Genomic DNA, 19,921 nt, shown 5'->3' on the forward strand with positions numbered 1-19,921 from the left:
GTCGGACTTAACGCTGATCTACTGCGAAATCCGGTTTTTCGGCCAATTTCATTCGATCTGCTTCGTTAAATAGCGCGCTATTCGCCTCAACAGATCGATAAACTTGTCTCGAAACCCGAATCTCTCGCTACGATCGGTCAAGCCCGACAGACTCCTAGGGGAGCGGCTACAACGAGACGCCGCGCTTCCAGGGGATGAAGTCGTACTGGGCGAGTTCCACCGCGCGGGGGGCGTAGCGCCCCGAGGCGGCGTCGATGCACAGCCGCAGCAGGCGGTCGGCCAGCTCATCCATGCTCGCCTCGCCGCGGATGATGGGGCCGGCATCGAAGTCGATCACGTCCTGCATGCGCGTGGCCAGTTCGCTGTTGCTCGAGATCTTGATCACCGGGGTGATGGGGTTGCCGGTGGGCGTGCCCAGTCCGGTGGTGAAGAGGATCAGGTTGGCGCCGGAGCCGGCCAGGGCGGTGGTGGACTCCACGTCGTTGCCCGGTGAGCAGAGCAGGTTGAGGCCGGCTCGGGAATGCGGCTCGGTGTAGTCGAGCACATCCACCACCGGGCTGTCGCCGCCCTTCTTGGCCGCACCGGCCGACTTCATGGCGTCGGTGATCAGGCCGTCGCGGATGTTGCCCGGGGAGGGGTTCATGGAGAAGTCCGCCCCCACCCGAGCGGCGTGGCGCTGGTAGGCCTCCATCAGTGCCCGGAAGCGCTCGGCCACGGCGTCGTCGCGGCAGCGGGCGATCAGCTCGTGCTCCACCCCGCACAGCTCGGGAAACTCGCTGAGGATGCCGCTGCCCCCGAGCGCTACCAGCCGATCCACCACGGCACCCACCAGCGGGTTGGCGGAGAGGCCGGAGAAGCCGTCGGAGCCGCCGCACTCCACGCCCAGGGTCAGCGCCGAGAGCGGCGCCGGGGCGCGCTCGACCCGGTTGGCCTCGGCCAGGCCATCGAAGATGGTGGTCAGCGCCTCGCGGATCAGCGCCGACTCGCTCGTGCTCGCCTGCTGCTCCAGGTAGTGGACCGGGCGCAGGCCGTCGGGGTCGCGCGCTGCCACCGACTCCTTGAGCATGTCGATCTGCGCCTTCTGGCAGCCCAGGCTCAGCACCGTGGCGCCGGCCACGTTGGGGTGGCAGATGTAGCCGGCCAGCAGCCGGCACAGCGCCAGGGCGTCGTCGTCGGTGCCGCCGCAGCCCAGGGTGTGGGTCAGGAAACGCACCCCGTCGACGTTGGGAAAGAGCCGCTCGCCGGCAGGCGCGGGCGGGGCCGTGCCGGCGGCACCGTGGAGCAGCTCGCGGGCCATGCGCTTGTAGTCGCGGTAGGGGTCCTCGCCCAGGGCGTCGGCCACGCACTGGCGCAGCACCTCGATATTGCGGTTCTCGCAGAACACTAGCGGCACCACCAGCCAGACGTTGGCGGTGCCGACGCCGCCGTCGGGGCGGTGATAGCCATCGAAGGTCATGCCCTCGAATGCCGTCACCTCGGGGGCGCGCCATTCGCCGCGCCGGGCCTGGGGCTCGGTGGTGGCGGTGCTGTGCTCGGTGTTGTCGGTGGTGATGGCCGCCCCCGCGGCGATGGGCCGCGTGGCGCGGCCCACCGTGACGCCGTACATGATCACGGTGTCACCCTCGGCTATGTCGTGCAGGGCAAACTTGTGCTTGTGGCGGATCGGCTCGGCCAGGCGCAGCCGGCGCCCGTCGTCGTCGATCTCGCTGCCGCCGGGCAGGTCCTTGAGGGCGACGCGCACGTTGTCGTCGGCGTGTACGCGCAGGCTGGCCAGCTGGCCGTGTTCACTGGCGATGGTCTGGGGCATGGACGGCCTCCGCTTCGGCGTGTTCCGGAAATTCGAGTTCGATCATCGCCTTGACGACGCCGCTGCCGGGGACGCACCAGGCGGGTAGGCGGTCGGTCAGGGCGTCGAGTTCGGCGCGGTGGGTGATCATGGCGCTGGCCTCAAGGCGACCCGCTGCCATCAGCCGGCACACCGTGTCGAAGTCCTCGCGGGTGGCGTTGCGGCTGGCGAGCAGAGTCATCTCGCGCCCGTGGAAGTCGGGGTCATGGAAGGCGATGTCCGCCTTGACGATGCTGACCAGCACATAGCGGCCGGCATGGGCGACCAGGTCGAAGCCGCGGCACATGGCGGCAGGGCTGCCGGTGGCGTCGAACACCACGTCGGCCAGTTCGCCGTCGCCGAGGGCCGCCAGGGCGGCGGGGACGTCCTGTTCGGCAGGGTTGAGTGTCTCCGTGATGCCCAGCCGCTCGCGGCAGAAGGCCAGCCGCTCGGCGTTGGTGTCAACCATGACCACCCGGGCCCCGCGTTCCCGGGCCAGCTGGGCCACGCCCATGCCGATGGGGCCGGCGCCGACGACCACGGCGAGCTCGCCCTCGTCCAGTTCGCTGCGGCGGACCGCGTGGGCGCCGATGGCCAGGCATTCGACCAGGGCGAGCTGGTCGAGCGACAGGGAGGTGTCGCTCACCAGGTGATCGGCGGGAACCGCCAGGGTGTCGCACATGCCGCCGTCACGGTGCACGCCGATCACCTGCATCCGGCGGCAGCAGTTGGTGCGGCCCCGGCGACAGGCCCGGCACTCTCCGCAGTGCAGGTAGGGGATGACATAGGCCTGCTGGCCCACCCGCGCCGGGTGGACCCCGTCACCCACCGCGACGATCTCGCCGGCCAGTTCGTGGCCGAGCACCCGGGGATAGGTGAAGTAGGGCTGGTTGCCACCATAGGCGTGGATATCGGTGCCGCACACCCCGACCCGGCGGATGCGCAGCAGTGCCTCGCCGGGCCCGCATGAGGGGGCGGCGCGCTGCTCGAGGGTCAGGCGGCCAGGGGCCTGGCAGACGACGGTACGCATGGCGATCTCCGATCAGCGGTCGGGTTCGGCGACGACGGCCTGGCGCTGCTCGCCGAGCCCGGCGATGCCCAGACGCATGCGCTGGCCGGGCCGGAGGTAGGTCGGCGGCTGCTGGCCCATCCCCACCCCGGGCGGGGTGCCGGTGGAGATCACATCGCCCGGCTGCAGGCTCATGAAGCGGCTCAGGTAGCTGATCAGGAAGGGGATGCGGTAGACCATGGTGCGGGTGTTGCCGTCCTGGTAACGGTGGCCGTCCACCTCCAGCCACATGTCCAGTTCATGGGGGTCGGCGATCTCGTCCGGGGTGACCAGCCACGGGCCCAGGGGACCGAAGGTGTCGCAGCCCTTGCCCTTGTCCCAGGTGCCGCTGCGCTCGAGCTGGAACTCGCGCTCGGAGACGTCGTTGACCACGCAGTAGCCGGCCACATGGTCCATGGCGTCGGCCTCGCTCACGTAGCGGGCTTCCTTGCCGATTACCACGCCGAGTTCCACTTCCCAGTCCGTCTTGGTGGAGCCCCGCGGGATGATGACGTCGTCGTCGGGCCCGCAGATGGCGCTGGTCCACTTGTTGAAGACCACCGGCTCGGGCGGGACCTCGGCGCCGGTCTCGGCGGCGTGGTCGGAGTAGTTGAGGCCGATGCAGATGAACTTGCCGACCCGGCCGACACAGGGGCCGAGGCGGGTATCGGTGGGGACCTTGGGCAGGCGAGAGGCGTCGAGCTCGGCCAGTCGGGCCATCAGGTCGCGGTCGAGGTGGCGCCCATCCAGGTCCGGCAGGTGGGCCGAGAGGTCGCGGATCACTCCGTCGGCGTCGAGCAGGCCGGGTTTCTCGCGGCCCGGGGGGCCGAAGCGCAGCAGTTTCATGGGTTCTCCTTAGTTGTTGTGTGATTCGCCGTTCGTGATTCGCTGCTGGTGAATCGGTGTACGTGACGCGTTGCTACTTGTTCCGTTCGGTCGCTTCAGATCAGCCAGCCGCCGTCGATCACCTGGGCGGTGCCGGTGGTGTAGGCGGACTCGTCCGCGGCCAGGTAGGTGGCCAGGGCGGCGATCTCCTCTGACGTGCCCAGACGACCCAGCGGCTGGCGGGCGAGGAACTCGGCCTGAACCTCGGCCTCCGGGCGACCCTGCTGGTGTGCCTGCGCCTGGATGCGTTGGCGCAGCGAGGGGGAGTCCACGGTGCCGGGGCAGATGGCGTTGCAGCGAATGCCCCGGTCGATGAAGTCGGCGGCGATCGACTTGGTCAGCCCGATCACCGCGGCCTTGGTGGTGCCGTAGGCGCAGCGGTTGGGCACGCCCTTGAGGCTCGAAGCCACCGAGGCCATGTTGATGATGCTGCCGCCGCCGTGGTCGATCATGGCCGGTAGCAGGACGCGGGTCAGCCGCGCCATGGCGGTGACGTTGAGCGCCAGCGACAGTTCCCAGTCGTCGTCGGTGCCGGTCAGCAGCGAGCCGCTGGCCACGAAGCCGGCACAGTTGAAGAGCACGTCCAGGGGCGGCACCTCGGCCGCCAGCGCCGTCACGGCCGCGGCATCCAGCACGTCCAGGCGGCGGGTCTCGATCCCTTCCCGTCCTTCCAGTGCCTTGAGCTTATCACCGTCGATGTCGGTGGCGATGACCCAGGCGCCCTCCGCCGCGAAACGCAGCGCGGTGGCGTGGCCGATGCCCTGTCCTGCGGCGGTGATCAGGGCCGTCTTGTCCTTCAATCGCATGTCTCGGGCGTCCTCGGCAGGTATCGGATGGCGCGGGCCGTCCATGGGTTGTCTGGTATGACAGGATGCTAGGATGATGGTCGGTCAGAGTATGGCCCAGTTCCCGGCGGCTTGCCAACCCGAAGAAGACCCGCCGGTGACCACCGGCCCAACAAAAAGGCGGCCCGCAGGCCGCCTATGATCACCAGCGTGGAATCACCGTCTCGATCATTCCCGCTTGCCGTCCACCAGGCGGCTCACGCCGAGCGGGTTGCCCTCCTGAAGGGCCTCGGGCAGCAGGCCGGCCGGCAGGTTCTGGTAGCACACCGGGCGCAGGAAGCGGTGGATGGCCGCGCTGCCCACCGAGGTGGTGCGGGTGTCCGAGGTGGCGGGGAAGGGGCCGCCGTGGACCATGGCGTGGCACACCTCGACCCCGGTGGGCCAGCCGTTGGCCAGCACTCGGCCGGCCTTGCGCTCCAGCACCGGGAGCAGGGTTCGGGCGGCCTCGAGGTCGCCGTCGTCCATCTGCAGGGTGGCGGTGAGCTGGCCCTCCAGGTGCTCGGCCACGGCCCTGACCTGGTCGAGGTCGTCACACTCGACCACCAGCGACGCCGCGCCGAAGACCTCGGCCTGCAGTGCATCGCTCTTGAGGAAATCATTCGCCGAGGCGGCAAACAGCGCCGGCTGACAGGCGCAGGGGCCGTCGCCGAGCCGGCCTCGGGCGATCTCGCGGGCTTCGCCCACCAGGGCGCCCACGCCATCCTGATAGGCGGCGTGGATCCCCGGCGTGAGCATGGTCTGGGCCGAACTGTCCTTGATGGCTTCAGCGGCGGCCTCGATGAAGGCGTCCAGCGCCTTGCCTCGGACGGCGATTACCAGGCCCGGGTTGGTACAGAACTGTCCGGCGCCCATGTTCAGCGAGCCGATGAAGCCCTCGGCGATCTCCTGTCCGCGCGCCGCCAGTGCCTCCGGGAACAGGAACACCGGGTTGATGGAACTCATCTCGGCGTAGACCGGGATCGGCTGCGGCCGCGTCTGGGCGGTGGCCAGCAGCGCCAGGCCCCCGGCGCGGGAGCCGGTGAAGCCCACCGCCTGGATGCGCGGGTCGGCGACCAGCGCCTGGCCGATCTCCTTGCCGGCGCCGAACAGCAGCGAGAAGACCCCCTCGGGGAGCTGGCAGCGGGTCACGGCCGCCTGCACGGCACGGCCCACCAGCTCGGAGGTGCCGGGATGGGCGGAGTGGGCCTTGACCACCACGGGGCAGCCGGCGGCCAGTGCCGAGGCGGTGTCGCCCCCGGCTACGCTGAAGGCCAGCGGGAAATTGGAGGCGCCGAACACCGCTACGGGGCCCAGGGCCACGTGGCGTTGGCGCAGGTCGACCCGCGGCAGCGGCTGGCGATCGGGAAGCGCGGGGTCGATGCGCACATCAAGCCACTCGCCGGCACGTACCACGTCGGCAAACAGGCGCAGCTGGCCGCAGGTGCGGCCACGCTCGCCCTCGAGCCGCGCCCGGGGCAGGCCGGTCTCGGCCATGGCCCGGGTGATCAGCTCATCGCCGATGGCTTCGATCTCGGCGGCAATGGTCTCGAGAAAGGCCGCCCGCACCTCCGGCGAGGTCTCGCGGTACGCGGCGAAGGCCTCCTCGGCAAGCTGGCAGGCCCGGGCGACCGCGTGGCGGTCCAGGCCCGGATAGCCGGGGGCGAGGGCCGCGCCGCTGGCCGGGTCGATGGCGTGGATCACGGCCTGATCGCCGGTAACGGCCTCGCGGCCGATCAGGGAAGTGCCTTGCAGTGTCATGGGGACTCCTTCTGGGAAGTTCGGCTTCTCGAGAATTCGGCTTCTCGGGGATACGGCTTGTGGTACCAGGGCAGGCGTGCTACCTATCATGTCATCATACAGCCCTACACTAGGGCAATTCTCGCCGTGACGCCATTGCCCGGCCCCGCGGTCAAATCAGTCGGAGTTCTCATGTCACCCACTCGCCCTCGAGTCCGCCCCGACCAGCTACGGTCGCGCTGGTGGTTCGACAATCCCGACCATCCCGGCACCACCGCCCTGTGCATCGAGCGCTACATGAACCAGGGCATCACCCTGGAGGAGCTCACCGGGGGCCGGCCGATCATCGGCATCTGCCAGTCGGGCTCCGACCTGACGCCCTGCAACCGACACCACATGGAACTCGCCAAGCGGGTCAAGGATGGCATCCGCGCCGCCGGCGGCGTGCCCTTCGAGTTCCCCATGCACCCTATCCACGAGAACGTGCGCCGGCCCACGGCGGCGCTGGATCGCAATCTGGCCTATCTGGGGCTGGTGGAGGTGCTGCATGGCTATCCGCTGGACGGCGTGGTGCTGACCACCGGCTGTGACAAGACCACTCCGGCGGCGCTGATGGCCGCGGCGACGGTGAACATCCCGGCCATCGTGCTCTCCGGCGGCCCCATGCTCAACGGCTGGCATGGCGCCGAGCGCGTCGGCTCCGGGACCATCGTCTGGGAGATGCGCCGCCGGCTGGCCGCCGGCGATATCGACTACGCCGAGTTCCTGTCGCGCATCACCGAGTCCGCCCCTTCGGTGGGTCACTGCAACACCATGGGCACTGCCTCGACCATGAACTCCCTGGCCGAGGCGCTGGGCATGAGCCTGCCCGGTTCGGCGATGATCCCGGGCCCCTACAAGGAGCGCGCCATGGTCGCCTACCAGACCGGCGAGCGGATCACCGCGATGGTCTGGGAGGATCTTAGGCCCGGCGACATCCTCACCCGGGAAGCCTTCGAGAATGCCATCGTCACCTGCTCGGCGCTGGGGGGCTCCTCTAACGCGCCCATCCATGTCAATGCCATCGCCCGCCATGCCGGGGTCGAGCTGGACAACGACGACTGGCAGCGGCTGGGCCATTCGATTCCGCTGCTGGCCAATGTCATGCCCGCGGGGGCCTACCTCGGCGAGGAGTTCCACCGCGCCGGGGGCGTGCCGGCAGTGATGCATGAACTGCTCCAGGCCGGCCGGCTCCATGGCGAGGCGCTCACGGTCAACGGCCAGCCGCTTTCCGCCAACTTGGCGGGGCGCGAGACCCGGGACCCCGAGGTGATCCGCCGCTACGCCAATCCGCTGGTGGAACATGCCGGATTCCTCAACCTCAAGGGCAACCTCTTCGACTCGGCGCTGATGAAGACCAGCGTCATCTCGCCGGACTTCCGCGAGCGCTTCCTCAGTGACCCGGACGACCCCGAGGCCTTCGAGGGCCGGGTGGCGGTGTTCGATGGCTCGGAGGATTACCATGCGCGTATCGATGACCCGAGCCTGGGCATCGACGAGCGCACCATCCTGGTGATGCGCGGTGCCGGCCCGGTGGGCCATCCCGGCGGCGCCGAGGTGGTGAACATGCAGCCGCCTGAGGCGCTGATCCGCCGCGGCATCGAATCGCTACCCTGCCTGGGGGACGGCCGCCAGTCGGGCACTTCGGGGTCGCCGTCGATCCTCAACGCCTCGCCGGAGGCGGCGACCGGCGGTGGCCTGGCCTTGCTGGAGAGCGGCGACCGGCTGCGCATCGACCTGCGCCAGGGAGAGGTGATGCTGCTGATCGACGAGACCGAGCTCGCGGCGCGGCGGCAGCGGCTGGAGGCACAGGGGGGCTATCGCTACCCCGAGCACCAGACACCCTGGCAGGAGATCCAGCGTTCGATGGTGGAGCCGCTGGACCGCGGCATGACCCTGGCGCCGGCCACCAAGTACCGCGACGTGGCGCGCCGCAGCCCGCCTCGCGACAATCACTGAACGGGGCGGTGCCGATCGAGCACCGCGCCGGGAGCATTACCCATGCCGCATCCCGTCTTTTTGCCTGCGGGGCCCCGGGCGGGCAGCCTGAGCATCGTCCATCTCGGCCTCGGGGCCTTTCACCGCGCCCACCAGGCGGTCTACCTGGAGCGCTACCGCCAACGCAGCGGCGATACCTCCTGGGGCATCTGCAGCGCCAATCTGCGCTCGAGCATCGCCCTGGTGGATGGACTGCGTGAGGCGGATCATCGCTATCACGTGGCCCAGTTCACCGACAGCGAGACCGTTACCCTGCGCGAGATCGGGGTGATCGAGGAGGCCCTGTTTACCGGAAAGGACAAGCTCACCGGCCGAGACGCCAACGAGCGCTGGGGTCGCGACCTCGAGGTCCTGCTGGCGCGGCTGGCCGCCCCCGAGACCCGCCTGGTCACCCTGACCGTCACCGAGAAGGGCTACTTCCTCAACCCGGCCAGCGGCATGCTGCTCGCCGACGACCCCATGATCGCCGCCGACATCGCCGATCCCGCACGGCCGCGCACCGCGCCGGGGATTCTGGTGGCGGCGCTGGCGCGACGCCGCGCCCGGGGGATTGCGCCCTTCACGGTGCTCTCATGTGACAACATGCCGGACAACGGCCGGTGCGCCCGCCATGCCGTGGTCCAGCTCGCCGAGCGCCAGGACGCCACCCTGGCGGACTGGATCGAGCGCGAGGGGGCCTTCCCCAGCAGCATGGTCGACGGCATCGTGCCGGCCATGACCGAGGCCGATTTCACCAGGCTCTCGGCGCTGGGGATCGAGGACCCCAACGCCGTAGTGGCCGAGGCCTATCTCCAGTGGGTGGTGGAGGATGACTTCCCTCTGGGACGGCCGGACTGGACGGCCGACGGCGTGGAGATGGTCGCCGACGTCGCTCCCTTCGAGGCCATGAAGCTGCGTCTGCTCAATGCCAGCCACTCGCTGCTGGCCTACCTGGGGGCTCCTGAGGGCATCGAGACCGTCTACGAGGCAGTGAGCCGGGACGATCTGAGGGCCCTGCTGCGTCGCTACATGCTGGAGGAGGCGGCGCCGACCCTGGTCATGCCCGAGGGCACCGACCTTGCGACCTATGCCGAATCGCTGCTGGCGCGCTTCGCTAACGACAGCCTGCGCCACCGCCTGCACCAGATCGCCATGGACGGTAGCCAGAAGCTGCCTCAGCGCTGGCTGATCGGTACCTCGGCACGCCGTGAGAAAGGCTGGGAATCGCCTTGTATTGCCCTGGGCCTGGCGGGCTGGATCCGCTATACCGCCGGGCGGGACACCCGCGGCAACGCCTACGTGGTGGACGATCCCCTGGCGGCGCGGTTTGCCGACCTGCACGCCCGTCACGGGCAGGCGCCCGAGGCGCTGGTCGGTGTCTTCCTGGCCATGGACGATGTCGTCCCGTCGGCGCTGGCGGCGGATGCCGACTTCGCCGAGGCGGTGCTCGCCGCCTACCACCGACTGACCGAGCAGGGGCTCGACGCAGCGCTTGCCCACCTGACGTAGGGGCCAGGCGCCTCTACGCCAGTCCGGCGAGCGTCACCGTCGGTCAGCGAGCCAGCCAGCCGCCGTCCACCGCCAGCGCATGGCCGTTGACGTAGGCGGCGGCGTCGGAGCAGAGGAATATCGCTGCGCCGGCCAGGTCCTCGGGGGTCCCCCAGCGCCCGGCGGGGATCCGCGCCAGGATCTCGGCGCTGCGGTCGGGGTCCTCGCGCAGCGCCTGGGTGTTGTCGGTGGCCATGTACCCGGGGGCGATGGCGTTGACGGTGATGCCGTGGGCCGCCCACTCGTTGGCCAGCAGCCGGGTCAGGCCGAGCAGGCCGCTCTTGCTGGCAGTGTAGGAGGGCACGCGGATCCCGCCCTGGAAGGAGAGCACCGAGGCGACGTTGACGATGCGGCCAGGGGCCCGGCGCGCCACCAGGTGGCGGGCCACCGCCTGGGCCAGGAAGAAGGCCGCCTTCAGGTTCACGTCGATCACCGCGTCCCAGTCCGCCTCGCTGAACTCCAAGGCGGGGGCGCGGCGGATGGTGCCGGCGTTGTTGATCAGGATATCGATCCGCCCGGCCTGGCTCAGCGCCTGGTCGACGATGTCCGACGGGGCGTCGCGTCCCAGTTCCGCCGCAATGCCGGTATAGCGACGCCCCAAGGCCTCGATGCGCTCCCGGGTTTCGTCGGCCTCGCGGCGATTGACGCCGACGATGTCGGCGCCGGCCTCGGCCAGCGCGATGGCCAGGCCCTGGCCGAGCCCCTTGTTGCAGCCGGTGACCATGGCCACCCGGCCGGCCAGCGAGAAGCGGTTCATGACGCCCTCCAGGCGGCCTCGTTGACCAGGCTGATCGGACGGTCGCCGTTGAGTGCCAGGATGAGGTTGTCCACGGCGTGCTGGGCCATGGCGGTGCGCGTTTCGTGGGTGGCCGAGCCGATATGGGGCAGGGCCACCACGTTGGTCATGTGGGGCAGCGGCGATTCCGTCGACAGCGGCTCCTGCTCGAAGACATCCAGACCGGCGGCGCGGATGCGCCCCATCTCGAGCGCCTCGATGAGCGCCGCCTCGTGTACCACCTTGCCGCGGGCAATGTTGACGAAGATGGCCGAGGGCTTCATCAGGGTAAACTCGCGTTCGCCGATCAGGTGCTCGGTCTCGGGGGTAAGGGGGACAGTGACGCAGACGAAGTCCGACTCGGCGAGCAGCGCGTCCAGCTCGCGGTGCTCGGCGCCCAGCTCCGCTTCCAGCGCTGGCTTGGGTGAGGCGTTGGAATAGAGCACGCGCATGCCGAAGCCCAGTGCGCCGCGACGGGCGATGGCGGCACCGATGCGGCCGAAGCCGATCATGCCGAGGGTCTTGCCGTGGACGTCGCTGCCGAAGTGCTCGGGTCCCACGCCGGCCTGCCAGTCGCCGCGCTTGACCCACTCGGCCAGCTCCACGGCGCGCCGTGCCGCGGCCATCACCAGCAGGAAACCGGTATCGGCAGTGGTCTCGGTAAGCACGTCCGGCGTGTTGCAGAGCAGGATGCCGCGTCGGGTCAGCTCGTCAACTGGGTAGTTGTCGTAGCCCACCGAGATGGTGGCGATGGCCTCCAGGTTTGGGGCCGCATCCAGCAACTCGGGGGTGACGGTCAGGCTGGCACCGATCAGGCCATGGGCACCCGGCAGCGCGGCGCGGAAGTCGGGATCGTCGGCGGATGCGAGACCGTTGAAGGTCCGGACCTCGAACTGCTCGTCGAGTTGGGCAAGCTGGCTCTCGTTCAGTCGGCCGTAGGCCAGGACACGCTTCTTCATGAGTCAGGCTCCTTGTTGTTTGTGTTCCAGTCACGCGGTTTCCAGGGCGGCGAGACGCTCACGATTCGGCAGCCCCTCCATGTCGCCTACCACCTGCACGGCCAGCGAGCCGATCAGGTTGCCGCGTCGGACGGCCTCCCGGGCTGAACGGCCATCGAGAAGGGCGCTGATCACGCCCACGGCGAAGGCATCCCCGGCCCCCACGGTATCCACTACCTCGACCACCGCGAAGCCCGGCAGGGTAAAGCTCTCCAGCTGGCCATCCAGGATGCCGCGATAGTAGCTGCCTTCGGGCCCTAGCTTGATGATCACGGCCTGGGCGCCGCGTTCGAGATAGAAGTCGGCGATCGCCTCGGGGCTGTCACACCCGGTGAGCAGGCGCCCCTCGGCGAGGCCCGGCAGCACCCAGTCGGCACTGGCGGCCAGCCCGTTCAAGGTGGCGCGCATGTCGGCCTCGCTCGACCACAGGCTGGGCCGCAGGTTGGGGTCGAAGGAGACGCTGGCGCCCTTGGCGCGGGCCTGTTCCACCAGGTGTCGGGACAGCTCACGGGCGCTGGGTGAGAGGGCGGGAGGAATGCCGGTGGCATGGAGGTGGCGAAGGGTGGTGAAGTCGACGCCGTCGGTATCCCCTGGCGCGAGGTGGCTGGCGGCGCTGCCGCGGCGAAAGTAGGTGACGCGAGGGTCGGCACCGTCCTCGGCACGCTCCTTGAAGAGCAGGCCGGTGGGATGATCGGGGTCTACCCGCAGGTGGCGACAGTCCAGCCCTTCGGCCTCCAGCGTGCGGCGGATGAACGTGCCGAAGCCGTCGCTGCCGACCCGGCTCAGCCAGCCGACATGGAAGCCCAGCCGGGCCAGGCCGATTGCAACGTTGGTGTCGGCGCCGGCGATACGGCGCTGGAAGCGCTCCACATCGGCAAGCTCTCCGGGCCTTTCGGCGACGAACATCGCCATGGCTTCGCCGAAGGCGAGGATCTCTGGGCTGGGCGTCTGTGGCTGAGTCATGCTGTGCCTCATGTGAGCGGAAAGGTTGCCGTGTCGTCGCTGGCAGGGAAGGGGAGCCTTGCCGCCGTCCTGCCTCAGGCCGGACAGCGGGTGGAGCCTCTGGCGATCAGGATCGGCGCGTGGCGTCGTGCTGCGCCCTCGGGAGTGTCGAGATTAGCGGGCCCGGCCAGCAGGCGCTGCACGGCATCGCGCCCGATGGCGTCGGTGGGCTGGGCCAGCGTGGTGATGCCGGGGCCCACCAGGGCGCACCAGTCGAGCTCGTCGATGCCGATCAGGCCCGTGTCGCCGAGCCGGGCGCCCAGGGCCTGCAGGATGCGCGTCACGGCGAGGGTGATCTTGCCGTTGGCACAGAGCAGCGCCTTCGGCGAGTCGGTCGGTACAGCCAGGAAGTCGGCGATTGCCTGGCGCAGCGCAGCGTCGTCCTCCAGCGGCTGGCAGCGCACCTTGCCGCGCAGTTGGCGGGCCTCACAGCCGGATTGGTACCGCTTCAGCCGGGCCTTCCGAGAGCTGGCCCGGTCAGGAGGCTCGCTGATGTATAGCAGTTCTCGGTAGCCCCGGGCCTGGAGGTGATTCAGCGCCATGTCGATAGCCAGGGCATTGTCGAGACCCACTACCTTGGCGTTCAGGTCGGTCAGCTCCCGGTCGAGCAGCACCAGGGGAATGCCCTGGTCGATCAGTCGCTTCAGTTCGTGGTCAGGACTGCCGGTGATGTTTACCACCAGGCCCTCGACCCGGTAGGCGGTGAGGAGGGCCAGGTGCTCGCGTTCCTGGGCCGGGTCGTTGTCGGTATTGCAGACCAGCAGTGACAGCCCATGCTCTCGACAGGCCTGCTCCACGCCATGCATCACCGCGATGGAGAAGGGATTGCGAATGTCAGCGACCAGCATGCCGATCAACCGCGAGCCCGCGCCCTTGAGGCTCCGGGCCAGCTGGTTGGGCTGGTACCCCAACTGATCGGCTGCGTCGGCGATGCGCTGCTGAAGTTCACCGGAGAGTCGCTGACGTTCACTGCCGAAGTAGCGAGAGACGCTGGTCTTGGAGGCACCTGCAGCGCGAGCGACATCGAGAATGGTGGTGCGATGTGATGGATTCATTGGCTCAATGACCTGATGGAACCGTTACCATAGTAGTCAACACCGTGTTTTTCGCCAGTCATGCACCGCCCAAGAGGTAGCGTTGATGACCACGAGGCCTTAGACAGCGAGGAGAAGTCGGATTCTAATGTAGCGCTCGGCCTCAACTGTGCCTCGGATACCTAGAGGTTGATCAAAACCTTTATCTGTACGATGCGGTCTTGGGATTCACTATTTTCGAACTGCGAGGGACAAGCCGCCGATGGAAGAAGGAAGACGATCACGCCATGAGCTCCTTATAGGGAGAGGTCGCGACATCGCCGTTGCCGGGATGCTGGCCTTCACAGCCTCGAAACCTCCCGCTTTCGATGCAGGGGGTTCCAGCCGGTAGGGTGGCCGCGCCCGCCCGGGCGACGCATTATCCGCCGGAGGGGATAACGCACCAATAACCCCTCCAGAGGGTAATTTCCAAGTCATTCCACCCGCGGCGCCAGACCCGCCGCGGCCACCAGCGCCCGGGTGTAGTCGCTGCTCGGGTTCTCCAGCACCGCGAGGCAGTCGCCGCTCTCCACCACTTCCCCCTCCTTGAGCACCATGATGCGGTGTGCCATGGCGCGCACTACGGCGAGGTCGTGGCTGATGAAGAGGTAGCTCAGGCCGCGGCGGGCCTGGAGGTCGCGCAGGAGCGCCACCAGCTGCTTCTGCACGGTGCGGTCCAGCGCCGAGGTGGGCTCGTCGAGCACCAGCAGCTCGGGTTCGAGGATGATCGCCCGGGCCACGGCGATGCGCTGGCGCTGGCCACCGGAGAATTCGTGGGGGTAGCGGTCGGCGCAGTCCGCGGGCAGCCCCACTTCGGTGAGTGTGGCGGCCACGCGGCGGGCGACCTCGTCGGCGGAGAGCTCGGGGCGGTGGAAGCGCAGCCCCTCGCTGACGATCTCGGAGACCGGCAGGCGAGGGGAGAGCGAGCCGAAGGGGTCCTGGAAGACGATCTGGAAGCGCTGGCGCAGGCGGCGCAGGGCGCCGCCGGTGAGGGTATCCAGGCGGGTGTCACCGAAGGTGATCTCGCCGCGGCTCTGGGTCAGGCGCAGCAGCGCCAGCGCCAGGGTGGTCTTGCCGGAGCCCGACTCGCCAACGATGCCGAGGGTCTCCCCCGGCGCCAGGGTGAGCTCAAGCGGCCTGACCGCCTCGAACGCCGGCGGGCGCTTCATGAAGAGCTTCTTGGGACGCTGGAAGCTTACCCCGAGACCGGTGGCCTGCAGCAGCGGCGCCCCGCGGGGCACCGCCACCGGGCGCCCCACCGGCTCGGCATCGAGCAGGGTGCGGGTGTAGGTGCTGGAAGGCGCGTCGAAGACCCGGGCCACCGGCCCGGTCTCCTGCTCGCGCCCCTGATAGAGCACGCAGACCTGGTCGGCGTGGCGGCGTACCAGGTTGAGGTCGTGGGTGATGAAGAGCATGCCCATGCCGTGGTGGTCGCGCAGTTCGGCCAGCAGCGCCAGGATCTCCTGCTGCACGGTGACGTCGAGCGCCGTGGTGGGCTCGTCGGCGATGAGAAGCTCCGGGTCGTTGGCGATGGCCATCGCGATCATCACCCGCTGGCGCTGGCCGCCGGAAAGCTGGTGGGGCCAGGCGTCGATCAGCTCCTCGGGACGCGGCAGCTTCACCTGGCCGAGCAATTCGATGATGCGAGCGCGGGCGGCCCGCCCCGAGAGCCCCTGGTGCAGGCGCAGGGTCTCGCCGATCTGCTTGCCCACGGTATGCAGCGGATTCAGCGAGGTCATCGGCTCCTGGAAGATGAAGCCCACCCGGCCGCCGCGCAGCCCCTGCCAGTCGCGGCGTTTCAGGCGGCCAAGGTCGGTGTCACCCAGCCGCCGCTCGCCGCTGACCGCGGCATTGCCCGGCAGCAGGTCCATGGCGCCCAGCGCCGAGACCGACTTGCCGGAGCCGGACTCGCCCACTAGAGCCAGGGTCTCGCCGCGGTTCACGGTGAGCGTGAGGCGGTCCAGCACGGTGACGCCGTCGAAGGCGACGGAGAACTCCTCGAGGCGCAGCAGCGGGGAGCGGGGCGAGGGATCAGGCATCGGTCTGGCTCCGGGCGTTTGCAGTGGGCGCGCTCGCGGCCGGCACCGGGGTGGCGGCGTGGCGGACGTGACGGGGGTCGAAGGCGTCGCGCAGCCCCTCGCCGATGAAGACCAGCAGCGAGAGCATCAGCGACAGGCTGACGAAGGCGGTGATGCCGAGCCAGGGGGCATGCAGGTTGTTCTTGCCCTGGGCCACCAGCTCGCCAAGAGACGGCGAGCCCGGGGGCAGGCCGAAGCCCAGGAAGTCCAGCGCCGTGAGGGTGGTGATGGCGCCGGTGAAGAGGAAGGGCACGAAGGTGAGGGTGGCCACCATGGCGTTGGGCAGCACGTGGCGCCACATGATCAGCCGCGGCGGCAGCCCCATGGCCTTGGCGGCGCGCACGTACTCCAGGTTGCGGGCGCGCAGGAACTCGGCGCGCACCACGTCCACGAGCCCCAGCCAGGAGAAGAGCAGCATGATGCCGAGCAGCCACCAGAAGCCGGGCTGCACGAAGCTCGCCAGGATGATCAGCAGGAAGAGCACCGGCAGCCCCGACCAGATCTCGGTGAAGCGCTGGCCGATCAGGTCGGTCCTGCCGCCGAAGTAGCCCTGGATGCCGCCCACCAGCACCCCCATCACCAGGGAGCCGGCGGTGAGCACCAGGGCGAAGGCCACCGAGAGCCTGAAGCCGTAGATTACCCGGGCGATCACGTCGCGCCCCTGGTCGTCGGTGCCGAGCCAGTGGCGCCCATCCGGCGGCGCCGGCGACGGGCGCATCATCTGCATGTCCAGGGTCTGGTAGGAGAAGGGGATCGGCGGCCACAGCGCCCAGCCGTGCTCGGCGATCTGCGCCTGGACGAAGGGGTCGTGATAGTCGGCGGTGGTGGGCAGGAAACCGCCGAACTCGGTCTCCGGGTAGTCGACCAGCAGCGGCACATACCACTGGCCGTCGTAGCGCATCACCAGCGGCTTGTCGTTGGCGATCAGCTCGGCGCCGAGGCTCACCACGAAGAGCGCCAGGAACACCCAGAGCGAGACCCGGGCGCGGCGGTTGGCCTTGAACACCGCCAGGCGGCGGCGGGTGATCGGTGACACCTTGAACTTGGTGGCCATCGGCTCAGGACTCCCTCGTCTCGAAGTCGATGCGCGGGTCCACCCACACATAGGTCAGGTCGGAGATCAGCTTGAGGAGCAGGCCGATCAGCGTGTAGAGGTACAGGGTGCCGAAGATCACCGGGTAGTCGCGCTGCATCACCGCCTCGAAGCCGAGCAGCCCGAGTCCCTCCAGGGAGAAGATCACCTCGATCAACAGCGACCCGGTGAAGAAGATGGCGATCAGGGCGCCGGGCAGGCCGGCGATGATGATCAGCATGGCGTTGCGGAAGACGTGGCCGTAGAGCACGCCGCCGTCGCTTGCCCCCTTGGCCCGGGCGGTGAGCACGTACTGCTTGTGGATCTCGTCGAGGAAGCTGTTCTTGGTCAGCATGGTGAGGGTGGCGAAGCTGCCGATGGTCATGGCCACCACCGGCAGGGTGATGTGCCAGAGGTAGTCCTTCACCTTGCCCCAGGTCGAGAGCTCGTGGAAGTCCGGCGAGGTGAGCCCGCGCAGGGGGAAGAGGTCCCAGTAGCTGCCCCCGGCGAAGAGCACGATCAGCAGTATCGCGAAGAGAAAGCCCGGGATGGCGTAGCCGACGATCACCAGCCCCGAGGTCCAGACGTCGAAGCGCGAGCCGTGGTGGAGCGCCTTGCGGATGCCGAGCGGGATCGAGATCAGGTAGACCAGCAGGGTGGTCCAGAGCCCCAGTGAGATCGACACCGGCAGCCGCTCGATCATCAGCTCCACCACCGGCCGGTCCCGAAAGAAGCTGTTGCCGAAGTCGAAGGTGGCGTAGTCGCGCATCATGCCGAGGAAGCGCACGTGGGCGGGCTGGTCGAAGCCGAACTGCGCCTCGAGCTGCTCGATGAAGCGCGGGTCGATGCCCCGCGCCCCGCGGGACTCGTCGCGCACCATCACCTCGCCGCCGGCCTCGAGCCGCGTGCTGGCCATGGCATCGGCCCCCTCGAAGCGGGCCAGCATCTGGTCGATGGGCCCGCCCGGAGCGGCCTGGACGATGATGAAGTTGAGCAGCATGATCCCGATCAGGGTCGGGATCATCAGCAGCAGGCGGCGCAGGATATAGCGGCTCACGATGGGGCGTCCTTTTGCATATCAGGCTCTGGCATACCGGGTTCCGGCATCTCGGGCTTGTTGGCGACATCGCCAGCCGCGTCAGCGGCGACGCAGGCGCTGGTTGATCTCGGCTTCGCGCTCGGCGTTCACCCACCAGGCGGCCAGGTCCATGCCGTAGGCCGGGAAGGGCTCGGGCCAGCCGAACTTGTCCCAGATGGCGATGCGGGTCTCGCCGGAGTGGTAGTGGGGGATCATCGGGAAGCGCCACAGCAGCACCCGGTCCAGGGCGCGGGCGGTGACGTTGAGCGCCTCGCGGCTGTCGGCGCGGATCAGCCGCTCCACCAGGTCGTCCACCACCGGGTCGGCCAGGCCCATCAGGTTGCGGCTCTGGGGCGTCTCGGCGGCGGCGCTGGTCCAGAAGTCGCGCTGCTCGTTGCCGGGGTTGTTCGACTGCGGGAACTGCCCCACGGTGATGTCGAAGTCGAAGCGGCGCAACCGGTTGAGGTACTGGTTGATGTCGACGATGCGGATGCTGCCCTGGATGCCCAGGCGCGCCATGTTGCGCAGCATCGGCTGGGTGACCCGCTCCATGCCGGTATCGAAGAGCAGCACCTCCACGCTCAGCGGCTGGCCGGTCTCGCCGTGGACCAGGCGATTGCCCTGGACCTCGTAGCCCGCCTCGCGCAGCAGGTCCAGCGCCAGGCGTAGCCGTTCGCGCAAGTCCAGCGGGTGCTCGTGGGGCACCGGCTCCTGGAAGAGCCGCTCGGGCAGCTGGTCCCGCCAGGGCTCCAGCAGGGCCAGCTCCTCGCCCTCCGGCAGGCCCTCGGCGGCCATCTCGGAGTTCTGGAAGTAGCTCTCGGTGCGCCGATAGGCGTCGTAGAAGAGGTTGGCGTTGAGCCAGGGAAAGTCGAAGGTGAGCGAGAGCGCCTCGCGCACCCGGGGGTCCGCGAACTTGTCGCGGCGCAGGTTGAAGACGAAGGCCTGCATGCGGGCCGGCTGACCGTCCGGCACCGCCAGGCGGCGCACCAGGCCGTCGCGGTAGGCGGGGAAGTCGTAGCCGATGGCCCAGGTGGCGGCGCGGGCGTCGATTCGGTAGTCCAGCACCCCGGCCTTGAAGGCCTCCCAGGCGATGTCGCGGTCGCGGTAGTAGTCGTAGACCAGCCGGTCGATGTTGTGGCGCCCGCGCTTCACCGCAAGGTCCCGGCCCCAGTAGTCCGGGTCGCGCTGATAGACGATGCGTCGACCCGGGTCCACCTCCGCGATGCGGTAGGGGCCGGAGCCCGGGTGGGCGGCGAGGCTCGGCGCGGTGAAATCGCGCTCCTCCCAGTAGTGCTTCGGCAGCACCGGCAGCTGGCCGACGATCAGCGGCAGCTCCCGGGAGTGCACCTCGGCGAAGTCGAAGCGCACGGTGCGCTCGTCCAGGGCCGTGACGCTCTCCACGTCGGCGTAGTAGGCGCCATAGAAGGGGTTGCCCTGCTCGGTGAGCAGCTCGAAGCTGTAGACGACGTCGTCGGCGGTGACCGGTTCGCCGTCGTGGAAGCGCGCCTCGGGGCGCAGGTCGAACTCGATCCAGTTGCGCTCGGGGTCGAGGCGCATGCCCTCGGCCAGCAGGCCGTAGACCGAGAAGGGCTCGTCGGGGTTGCCCTCCACCAGGGTGTCATAGATCTCGAAGAGCCCCGCCGCCGGGGTGCCGCGGATGATGAAGGGGTTGGTGGAGTCGAAACTGCCGCCCACCGCGGCCTGGGTCAGGGTGCCGCCCCTGGGAGCCTCGGGATTGACGTGAGGGAAGTGGGGGAAGTCCGCCGGCAGCGCCGGCTCGTCATAGAGCGCCAGGCCATGGACGGTGGGCGTCCGATCCGTCGCCATCGGGTCCGGCGAGGCCGCCACCGCCGTGGCGGTCGTCAGCAGCCAGACGAGGGCAAGGCAGGCGGCCAGGGGCAGGCGGCACAGGGCTACGGGCATCGGCGACATCCTTGGTCGGTGGCAGCCGGCCCGCGGGGC

The 19,921-nt window shown here is 69.2% G+C and carries 15 protein-coding genes; 2 read left to right on the forward strand and 13 right to left on the reverse strand.

Going from position 1 to position 19,921, the window contains the following annotated elements; genetic code table 11:
• Nucleotides 1-166 precede the first annotated feature (166 nt).
• From HIR79_RS10310 to HIR79_RS10330, 5 genes are all read right to left on the reverse strand, one after another.
• Nucleotides 167-1,807 carry a UxaA family hydrolase gene (locus HIR79_RS10310; RefSeq protein ID WP_169958289.1) on the reverse strand — a complete coding sequence of 547 codons (1,641 nt, stop codon included), beginning with the start codon at nucleotides 1,805-1,807 and terminating at the stop codon, nucleotides 167-169.
• Nucleotides 1,785-2,855, reverse strand: coding sequence for a zinc-binding alcohol dehydrogenase family protein (locus HIR79_RS10315; RefSeq protein ID WP_169958290.1), 1,071 nt, complete (start codon nucleotides 2,853-2,855; stop codon nucleotides 1,785-1,787). The genes HIR79_RS10310 and HIR79_RS10315 overlap by 23 nt, the downstream gene beginning before the upstream one ends.
• 12 nt (nucleotides 2,856-2,867) lie before the next feature.
• Nucleotides 2,868-3,719, reverse strand: a complete 852-nt coding sequence (locus tag HIR79_RS10320) for a fumarylacetoacetate hydrolase family protein (RefSeq protein ID WP_169958291.1) — start codon at nucleotides 3,717-3,719, stop codon at nucleotides 2,868-2,870.
• Nucleotides 3,720-3,814: 95 nt separating this feature from the next.
• Nucleotides 3,815-4,564: an SDR family oxidoreductase gene (locus HIR79_RS10325; protein ID WP_169958292.1), complete on the reverse strand. Its 750-nt coding sequence runs from the start codon at nucleotides 4,562-4,564 to the stop codon at nucleotides 3,815-3,817.
• A gap of 207 nt (nucleotides 4,565-4,771) precedes the next feature.
• Complete coding sequence (locus HIR79_RS10330) at nucleotides 4,772-6,340, reverse strand: aldehyde dehydrogenase (NADP(+)) (protein ID WP_169958293.1); 1,569 nt, start codon at nucleotides 6,338-6,340, stop codon at nucleotides 4,772-4,774.
• Nucleotides 6,341-6,511: 171 nt separating this feature from the next.
• Here HIR79_RS10330 and HIR79_RS10335 point away from each other — a divergent pair, with 171 nt between their 5' ends.
• Nucleotides 6,512-8,317 carry an IlvD/Edd family dehydratase gene (locus tag HIR79_RS10335; protein WP_169958294.1) on the forward strand — a complete coding sequence of 602 codons (1,806 nt, stop codon included), beginning with the start codon at nucleotides 6,512-6,514 and terminating at the stop codon, nucleotides 8,315-8,317.
• 42 nt (nucleotides 8,318-8,359) lie between these two features.
• A complete protein-coding gene (locus tag HIR79_RS10340; RefSeq protein ID WP_169958295.1) occupies nucleotides 8,360-9,844 on the forward strand; it encodes a mannitol dehydrogenase family protein in 1,485 nt (494 codons plus the stop codon).
• A gap of 43 nt (nucleotides 9,845-9,887) precedes the next feature.
• On the opposite strand, the gene kduD is transcribed toward HIR79_RS10340, so the two are convergent.
• From kduD to HIR79_RS10380, 8 genes are all read right to left on the reverse strand, one after another.
• The gene (gene kduD / locus HIR79_RS10345; RefSeq protein ID WP_169958296.1) at nucleotides 9,888-10,640 is read right to left on the reverse strand and encodes a 2-dehydro-3-deoxy-D-gluconate 5-dehydrogenase KduD; all 753 of its coding nucleotides are present in this window, start codon (nucleotides 10,638-10,640) and stop codon (nucleotides 9,888-9,890) included.
• Nucleotides 10,637-11,617, reverse strand: a complete 981-nt coding sequence (locus HIR79_RS10350; protein ID WP_169958297.1) for a 2-hydroxyacid dehydrogenase — start codon at nucleotides 11,615-11,617, stop codon at nucleotides 10,637-10,639. The genes kduD and HIR79_RS10350 overlap by 4 nt, the downstream gene beginning before the upstream one ends.
• A gap of 30 nt (nucleotides 11,618-11,647) precedes the next feature.
• Nucleotides 11,648-12,619, reverse strand: a complete 972-nt coding sequence (locus tag HIR79_RS10355; protein ID WP_249322113.1) for a sugar kinase — start codon at nucleotides 12,617-12,619, stop codon at nucleotides 11,648-11,650.
• 74 nt (nucleotides 12,620-12,693) lie between these two features.
• On the reverse strand, nucleotides 12,694-13,713 hold the full coding sequence (locus HIR79_RS10360; protein ID WP_169958299.1) for a LacI family DNA-binding transcriptional regulator: 1,020 nt from the start codon (nucleotides 13,711-13,713) through the stop codon (nucleotides 12,694-12,696).
• Between the two features lie 452 nt (nucleotides 13,714-14,165).
• Complete coding sequence (locus HIR79_RS10365; protein ID WP_169958300.1) at nucleotides 14,166-15,770, reverse strand: ABC transporter ATP-binding protein; 1,605 nt, start codon at nucleotides 15,768-15,770, stop codon at nucleotides 14,166-14,168.
• Complete coding sequence (locus HIR79_RS10370) at nucleotides 15,763-16,863, reverse strand: ABC transporter permease (RefSeq protein ID WP_169958301.1); 1,101 nt, start codon at nucleotides 16,861-16,863, stop codon at nucleotides 15,763-15,765. The genes HIR79_RS10365 and HIR79_RS10370 overlap by 8 nt, the downstream gene beginning before the upstream one ends.
• 4 nt (nucleotides 16,864-16,867) lie before the next feature.
• Complete coding sequence (locus HIR79_RS10375; RefSeq protein WP_169958302.1) at nucleotides 16,868-17,938, reverse strand: microcin C ABC transporter permease YejB; 1,071 nt, start codon at nucleotides 17,936-17,938, stop codon at nucleotides 16,868-16,870.
• A gap of 81 nt (nucleotides 17,939-18,019) precedes the next feature.
• Nucleotides 18,020-19,882 (reverse strand): extracellular solute-binding protein, encoded by a 1,863-nt coding sequence (locus HIR79_RS10380; RefSeq protein WP_169958303.1) that lies wholly within the window; start codon nucleotides 19,880-19,882, stop codon nucleotides 18,020-18,022.
• Nucleotides 19,883-19,921: the final 39 nt, after the last annotated feature.

Origin of the sequence: Halomonas sp. PGE1 (assembly GCF_013000985.1) — a bacterium.
Taxonomy (GTDB): domain Bacteria; phylum Pseudomonadota; class Gammaproteobacteria; order Pseudomonadales; family Halomonadaceae; genus Halomonas; species Halomonas alkalicola.

What these genes read in the sequence shown, in the direction of transcription:
- HIR79_RS10335 (WP_169958294.1), top strand. Translation starts at nt 6,512, where the DNA reads ATGTCACCCACTCGCCCTCGAGTCCGCCCCGACCAGCTACGGTCGCGC.
- HIR79_RS10310 (WP_169958289.1), bottom strand. Translation starts at nt 1,807, where the DNA reads ATGCCCCAGACCATCGCCAGTGAACACGGCCAGCTGGCCAGCCTGCGC.
- HIR79_RS10365 (WP_169958300.1), bottom strand. Translation starts at nt 15,770, where the DNA reads ATGCCTGATCCCTCGCCCCGCTCCCCGCTGCTGCGCCTCGAGGAGTTC.
- HIR79_RS10325 (WP_169958292.1), bottom strand. Translation starts at nt 4,564, where the DNA reads ATGCGATTGAAGGACAAGACGGCCCTGATCACCGCCGCAGGACAGGGC.
- HIR79_RS10370 (WP_169958301.1), bottom strand. Translation starts at nt 16,863, where the DNA reads ATGGCCACCAAGTTCAAGGTGTCACCGATCACCCGCCGCCGCCTGGCG.
- HIR79_RS10360 (WP_169958299.1), bottom strand. Translation starts at nt 13,713, where the DNA reads ATGAATCCATCACATCGCACCACCATTCTCGATGTCGCTCGCGCTGCA.
- HIR79_RS10380 (WP_169958303.1), bottom strand. Translation starts at nt 19,882, where the DNA reads ATGCCCGTAGCCCTGTGCCGCCTGCCCCTGGCCGCCTGCCTTGCCCTC.
- HIR79_RS10340 (WP_169958295.1), top strand. Translation starts at nt 8,360, where the DNA reads ATGCCGCATCCCGTCTTTTTGCCTGCGGGGCCCCGGGCGGGCAGCCTG.
- HIR79_RS10315 (WP_169958290.1), bottom strand. Translation starts at nt 2,855, where the DNA reads ATGCGTACCGTCGTCTGCCAGGCCCCTGGCCGCCTGACCCTCGAGCAG.
- HIR79_RS10350 (WP_169958297.1), bottom strand. Translation starts at nt 11,617, where the DNA reads ATGAAGAAGCGTGTCCTGGCCTACGGCCGACTGAACGAGAGCCAGCTT.
- HIR79_RS10320 (WP_169958291.1), bottom strand. Translation starts at nt 3,719, where the DNA reads ATGAAACTGCTGCGCTTCGGCCCCCCGGGCCGCGAGAAACCCGGCCTG.
- HIR79_RS10355 (WP_249322113.1), bottom strand. Translation starts at nt 12,619, where the DNA reads ATGACTCAGCCACAGACGCCCAGCCCAGAGATCCTCGCCTTCGGCGAA.
- HIR79_RS10330 (WP_169958293.1), bottom strand. Translation starts at nt 6,340, where the DNA reads ATGACACTGCAAGGCACTTCCCTGATCGGCCGCGAGGCCGTTACCGGC.
- kduD (WP_169958296.1), bottom strand. Translation starts at nt 10,640, where the DNA reads ATGAACCGCTTCTCGCTGGCCGGCCGGGTGGCCATGGTCACCGGCTGC.